General features: G+C 32.9%; 7 protein-coding genes. All 7 read left to right on the top strand.

All coding sequences use genetic code 11. From position 1 onward, the window contains the following. Positions 1-186 precede the first annotated feature (186 nt). The 7 genes from AMD00_RS02750 (at position 187) to AMD00_RS02720 (ending at position 5,616) form a co-directional block, all read left to right on the top strand. A complete protein-coding gene (locus AMD00_RS02750; RefSeq protein ID WP_053415557.1) occupies positions 187-828 on the top strand; it encodes a hypothetical protein in 642 nt (213 codons plus the stop codon). 452 nt (positions 829-1,280) lie between these two features. Next, a complete protein-coding gene (locus AMD00_RS02745; protein ID WP_053415556.1) occupies positions 1,281-1,796 on the top strand; it encodes a sigma-70 family RNA polymerase sigma factor in 516 nt (171 codons plus the stop codon). Beyond that, the gene (locus tag AMD00_RS02740) at positions 1,771-2,622 is read left to right on the top strand and encodes a hypothetical protein (protein WP_053415555.1); all 852 of its coding nucleotides are present in this window, start codon (positions 1,771-1,773) and stop codon (positions 2,620-2,622) included. Before AMD00_RS02745 ends, AMD00_RS02740 begins: the two co-directional genes overlap by 26 nt. A gap of 270 nt (positions 2,623-2,892) precedes the next feature. Next, on the top strand, positions 2,893-3,546 hold the full coding sequence (locus AMD00_RS02735; RefSeq protein WP_053415554.1) for a hypothetical protein: 654 nt from the start codon (positions 2,893-2,895) through the stop codon (positions 3,544-3,546). Positions 3,547-3,872: 326 nt separating this feature from the next. After that, the gene (locus tag AMD00_RS02730; RefSeq protein WP_083446081.1) at positions 3,873-4,133 is read left to right on the top strand and encodes a hypothetical protein; all 261 of its coding nucleotides are present in this window, start codon (positions 3,873-3,875) and stop codon (positions 4,131-4,133) included. 235 nt (positions 4,134-4,368) lie between these two features. Beyond that, positions 4,369-5,013 (top strand): hypothetical protein, encoded by a 645-nt coding sequence (locus AMD00_RS02725; protein WP_053415552.1) that lies wholly within the window; start codon positions 4,369-4,371, stop codon positions 5,011-5,013. Between the two features lie 102 nt (positions 5,014-5,115). Beyond that, the gene (locus AMD00_RS02720) at positions 5,116-5,616 is read left to right on the top strand and encodes an NUDIX hydrolase (protein ID WP_053415551.1); all 501 of its coding nucleotides are present in this window, start codon (positions 5,116-5,118) and stop codon (positions 5,614-5,616) included. The last annotated feature ends 621 nt before the right edge of the window (positions 5,617-6,237 follow it).

The following is a 6,237-nucleotide window of genomic DNA, read 5'->3' as shown; positions in this document are numbered from 1 at the left end:
AAAAGAGATGGAAAAATATTTTTTATTACATCACGAAGTGATGAAAACCGTTGATACTTCAATGTTTATAGAGGGAGTTTAGTTGAATAAGCGAAAAAGGAAGAGAGTTACAAAATATTGTAGAGCCTTTTTCTTATTGAGCAAACGGGGGAGGTTTGTTCAATAGCCGTATGGAAATGATATAATATGGATTTGAAATATTTCTATAAAGGATGGTTATTGTTGAGCTTAGAAATTGGATTTATACCTAAAGGATGGATTTCAAATATACCCAATGCAAGTGGCTTTTTCCCTTTCGCAGTTGACGGCAAAAAAGAGTATATAGTTGATTTCACATTTATTGATGAACCATTGGATTTTGTTTCCAATTGGATGAATGAATTAAGTCAATTCCCAATATATATACTTGTTGAGGTATATGATTTTGATCAAGAGGAATTAGAACAAGATTGCAAAACACATAAGATTGAATTTGAAAAAACTAAAAACAAAAATTATTTTTATAAAATAATAATCGAAAATCAAAAGCAATTTAGCATTATGTTCCCATATGTATATGGGAATGGAGGTATGAATAATTTGGCTTTATGGTCGTTAAAAAGGGACGTTTTTAGTTTTGGCGAAAGGGAAGTTAAAACCTTTTTTGGTATTAAAAAAAATCACACCACAATAGTTACTCTCCTTGAAAGTGATTGTGTATTTTGGGTTGGTTTTGATGGGGATACTATTGTTGCAATAACAAATGATAGGCAATTTTCAACAATTGAAAATATCTCAGATAAATTACCGCATAAAACCAATTTTATTATCACTGAATATGCAGATTAGAAATCTCTTATTAAGATAGCGGAATACTTTGTTCGATAAAAAGGGACGCTTTTTTACTAACAGGGGGCTTTACTTCAATTAAGAGTAAAGCCTTTTTCTTATTGAACTAACGGGGCAGTTTAGATCTAAGAAAAATCAGTGAAAGAGCAAAAAAATTAAATATCTAATAATAATAGTTCTATGAGAATTTCAAATAATTACTTGTCAGAAGGATTGATAAAATAATGTTATTCTCCAATAGATAATTTAAAATGACATGAGCTGTTATTGAATCACAGGTAGAATTGCAGATTTAGAATCAAACTGTATATATTACGATACATCTTCCACATTTAGTAATACTCACAAATCGCCACATCTCCGATGTATACCCCATTTGATCTTTTCACTCATTTTTGAAACAGAAATCCCTCTTGCTCCGTCTAACATTTAATAATAAAAGGAGTTGCCCTATGACCCGACTCGAAAAATTTATATATGATCATGGTGATGAGTTGTTGAGACTTGCTTATACATATGTGAAAAATAAGCAAGCTGCGGAAGACATTGTCCAAGATGTGCTACTAAAAGCATTTGAAAAGCAATCGTTGTTCCGTGAAGAGGCCACGTATCGTACATATTTGTATCGAATGACGATCAATCGCAGTTACGACTATTTGCGAAGTTGGCATTATAAAAATACGACTATGGGCGAAAAAATTCAGCATTTATTTGGCCGATCGACAGAGCAAGATATCGTGACGAAATCAGAAAATCGTCTACTCGCACAAGCCGTTCTTTCATTACCGCTGAAATACCGTGAAGTCATTGTACTTACGTATTACTTAGACTATTCGTCAGAGGAAATTGGTATGCTACTAAATTGTTCATCGGCTACGGTGCGTACAAGGCTTGCGCGTGGTCGTAAAAAACTTAAATTGGTGCTTAAGGAGGACGGCTTTGATGGAACGATTGAAAACGGGTATTGATGAGGTGATTGGCGAAGAGTTCTGGATGACGAAGGACCTTGCACGGAAAATGACTAAACCGAGAAAAAAGTTGACGCGTACTCCAATATTTGCAATGGTAGGCATAGTTTCAATCGCTGCATTGCTTCTTACGATTACATTATGGTCAGCTCAATCAGGGATTTTAAGTGCTGCCACAACAAATGCACTTGGGGACCATGGAGAACTTTTTAACACGTATTTCGAGGCAATTGATGCACTGGATTCAGAAACGCTAAACCTAGTAGCATCCCCGGCATATGGTGGGACTGTGGATGAGCTATCTAAAAAGTATGAAAATATTGATTTTTCGAAAGCAGAATTTCTACGGGAGCTTGACGGCATCATTTGGATGAAATTTATGGTGATGAATAAAGAAGGAGAAAAATGGAACGAAGTTGTTACGTATTACCAAATTGTTGATGGCAAAATATATGAATCAGTTTATAATCAACCCTTTTATATATACGAGCGTTTTGATATTGAAGTAGCGCAGGCGCAAGCCATTTTTGGTTTCGGTGGATATAGTCATAATAACAATCAGTTTGTGGCAATAGATGATGGAGAATTGCTTGTGAGTGGCTCTCGTTCACGTAATAAAGTAGAGTCAGCCATCGAGTTATACTTAAAAGAGATTGGCAAGGAAAATGTGTTTAAACATTTCCAACAACCTCGACTTATCTACAAAAATAATGGAAAAGTTTTATGGTTATCGGCAGATGGATTTGACATCGTCTTTACGAGAAAAGGCGAGCGTATTTTAGTGGATAACCAAGGCGCAGAATATTATCAGCAAGGAAGATACTAACAAAACATGTCGCTCAGTCTGCGTGTTCTTAATAATTTTCAAGCACACGAAGACTGTTAACACCTATTAAATTGTAATATTGTGAAGTGTTTCACTTAAACTAACGGGTGCTTTACTTGAAGATCATTGAGTTGCATATGCAGCTCTTTTTTTCTTTATTGAACTAACGGGGCAGGTTAGTTGAATAAGCTATAATGAAAGGAAACAATTTACTTTAGTTAAAAAGAGCAGTTAAATATTAAAAAGTCTTATTTAGAGATGAGGGATAAAATGATAAGAAATAAAGTTGCACTTATAAGTTCAATTGTTATTTTAGGTATATGTATGTATTTATATTTCCCGTTTCCTTATAATGTAATGGTAGAAGCACGTTCTACATTCATGTCGTTTCCAATCCACAATCAAGATGGATATATTGTTCTTGGTATCATTGGTTCCGTTTTATTTATAATCGCTATGATTTTACTTGTCATTGGTATTAAGAAATATCAATTTCGTACATTAGTAATAGTTGTAATAATATATACAATTTTACCGAAGCTTCTCATTACGATATACCAAGAAACTCTAGCAAGTGGCATTATGGCAATTTCATATGATGGGAATGGCAAGTGCGATTTTGAGAATGTGGAAGAAGACTTATTAAATGGTGAATGTAACCTTGTATTACATAATCGAAGCAATGAAGCTGTGTCATTCGACTTAGAATTTTTAGATTCCTATTTCATGAAAGATGAAGTGCGTATGGAGTCACTTATGAATTTAGCTGGTCCATATAGTATTACGATAGAAGCAAATCGTGAAAAGTCTATTAACTTGAAGGAATTACTCGATTTATCAGATGTTCCAAAACATATTGAAGGAGGTACATCGTTTAATATTCATATTAAATTAATTGAAGGGGAGACTGCTCGCACTTTATAGTAGACGTTTTTCTTTACTAAATAGAGACCTAATAAAGGCAAGGAAGGCTTTCAGTGACTGTTTTAGAAGAATGTTCGGATGCATTAGAAATGTATAAATGTTACTTACCAGAGAGTTTGTAGTTGTTTCACTAACAGGGGCTTTACTTCAATAAGGAGTAGAGCCTTTTTCTTCTGCAACTAAAGGGGCAGTTTAGTTGAATAGGAAATTATATTTTTGGGATGATTATGAGAATATCGAAAATAACAGTAATAGGTTAGAATGGAATAATATCCTTAAGTCACGAAGCTTCGTATGAATTCGCTTATAAAATGGGAGGTGATTTCTTGATACCGATAATTCTGTCAATAATAACAATAGGAGTTCTTTGTTTTTCATGCTTCATTGTTGTTCGAAAAAGAAAACAAACTGGTATAACGGGGATAAAAAGTGCATTATCATCTATTTGCTTATTTCTAATTGCTATAACCAGCCTTTTGGCTTATTGGTTAAATTTTACGGGAATATTAAGTTGGGCTATTATTATGATTTTGTTGATTTTAGGTGCTTATTTTACAAAGTATAGTGTTATTCCTGTAAAAATTTAGGTCATCATTTATTGTGCTAGCCCTTTTTTTGCACTCTAAGTCCATATTGTGTAGTAAGTTAATTGTTCTTATTGTACTAACGGTGCAGTTTAATTGAAGAAGGAAAATAATTGTTTTACATAGAAGTAAATAAAATGTCTTAAAAAATAGTGGGGTGTATAAACGGTGGTTATTATTAGAAATCTAAAAAAAGTGAATTTGATTTTTGATATAAAAGTAGCAAAGGGGATATTAAATGGTAAGTAAAATAGAATTATACGAAAAAGAGTCTCAGGAATTCAAACCTTTTAAACACTTTATTTCACGCATTCAAGTAATGCGGAAAGAATCCAGCTATGGGGCTGAAGTTGCCTCAAAATGGGCTAATATTTTAAACCAAACTCTTGAAGATGAAACTTACCCAGTGATACATCCAATTGGTCAGGAGACGTTCTCGTTATATGCAGAGATCACGACTGGGGTATTTGAGTATACCTTAGACATAGACGGGGCTACTACATTTATAAAAGAAAAAAACATTAAACCCATAAAGACTTCTCCATCGAATATAATTGAAGCTGTTGACCAAGGTAACATAAATAAAGACCCAAACCGAATAAAACCCAATCATAAAAATCCTGTAATGGTACTTCAGAGTCGATATTTAACCAACAACAAACCTTATTGTATCAATGGAAACCATCGTATATTTGAAGCATATAGAAATAATGATGAACAAATAGAAGTTTATGTTTTTAAAGATTTGGAGTTTGTTCCTTTCTTTTATGACGTTCTAAGTAAAGCAACATATTTTTTAGAAATTGATTACCATAATGTAGTTAATGATAAAAGATATTTATTGCATAACGAAAATGGTGCATATGCAAATGAATTTAAGTAAATAGTTATTCAACTAACGGGGCAGTTTAGTTCAAGAGAGGTTTTAACTTGTATTCAACAATCGGGCCATCTAGTTGAAGAGGAAAAGTGAGGGAGAACTTGTATGATCTATGTAAATGTTAGAGCAATAATTGAAAGAAATGGACCAAATGGAACTGAAATCGTTATACAAAAAAGGGTTAAATCTAATGAGAATAAAACACCTTATGAGCTACCTGGAGGAAGGTTAGAGGAATTCGAGTCATTTATGGAAGGACTTAAAAGAGAAGTGCACGAAGAAACAGGACTTCATATAACAAAGATTTTTGGGGAAGAAACTAGAATTGAAACTAATGATGTGGACTCAAATGTTGAAGCTATAAAGCCTTTTGCTGTTTATCAAACGACAAATGGTCCAGTAGATTCATTAGGCGCTTATTTTCGATGTCAAGCCTCTGGTAATTTAGTTAAAGAAGGCGACGGTACTATGGATATAAAGTGGATTCCAGTAGATGAGCTACACCATTCACTAGAGAAGGATCTAATAGATTTTAGCTGGGTCGATAAGTCTGGAATAATGTATTATTTAAAATGGTATTACGCAGAAAAACAACAAATTGATTAGTATGATGCCTATTTTATTCTGGAAAAGCATTCATTAAATTTCCGATAATAACTTTACGGGACCTTTGTATAATATTGGAGTGGTTATATTGAAAAAATTGTTTTTGAAATGGATTGTGAAAGAAAGTACTTAAAGTAACGGGTGCTTTACTTCAATAAGGAGTAGAGCCTTTTTCTTATTGAACTAATGAGGCAGATTAGTTGTACAAGAGATATGAAAATTCCATTATTTATTTCGCATTTGACACATAAAGCGAAATGATGATTGAGAACATTTATTTAAACCGAAAAAACAACCAATATTTGGTTGTTTTTTTGGTGTTTAAACAAGGAAATTCCATATGTATTTAATTCCATCCCATAAAGCTAAGGCTAAGATTACTGCTAGAATCCCTTTAAAAATATCTCTCATATTGGCACCTCCATAGAAATTGTTATTATATTTACGAAATAGAGTTATAAAAGTTTCATATCGATAATTTCATTTGAACACATTAGTTTCTTCGGAGTTCAACCAAAATGTGTAATAAAAGAAAAGGTTCTTCTTCAACTAAACCAGCTAATAGAATGTCAAGTTATACATTTTTAATCGAAAAATACTTCATGTTATACTAAAAATGTT

Origin of the sequence: Viridibacillus arvi (assembly GCF_001274945.1) — a bacterium.
Classification (GTDB): Bacteria; Bacillota; Bacilli; order Bacillales_A; family Planococcaceae; genus Viridibacillus; species Viridibacillus arvi.
This window is presented reverse-complemented; position numbering and strand designations above follow the sequence as displayed.

What these genes read in the sequence shown, in the direction of transcription:
- AMD00_RS02720 (WP_053415551.1), top strand. Translation starts at nt 5,116, where the DNA reads ATGATCTATGTAAATGTTAGAGCAATAATTGAAAGAAATGGACCAAAT.
- AMD00_RS02725 (WP_053415552.1), top strand. Translation starts at nt 4,369, where the DNA reads ATGGTAAGTAAAATAGAATTATACGAAAAAGAGTCTCAGGAATTCAAA.
- AMD00_RS02740 (WP_053415555.1), top strand. Translation starts at nt 1,771, where the DNA reads ATGGAACGATTGAAAACGGGTATTGATGAGGTGATTGGCGAAGAGTTC.
- AMD00_RS02750 (WP_053415557.1), top strand. Translation starts at nt 187, where the DNA reads ATGGATTTGAAATATTTCTATAAAGGATGGTTATTGTTGAGCTTAGAA.
- AMD00_RS02735 (WP_053415554.1), top strand. Translation starts at nt 2,893, where the DNA reads ATGATAAGAAATAAAGTTGCACTTATAAGTTCAATTGTTATTTTAGGT.
- AMD00_RS02745 (WP_053415556.1), top strand. Translation starts at nt 1,281, where the DNA reads ATGACCCGACTCGAAAAATTTATATATGATCATGGTGATGAGTTGTTG.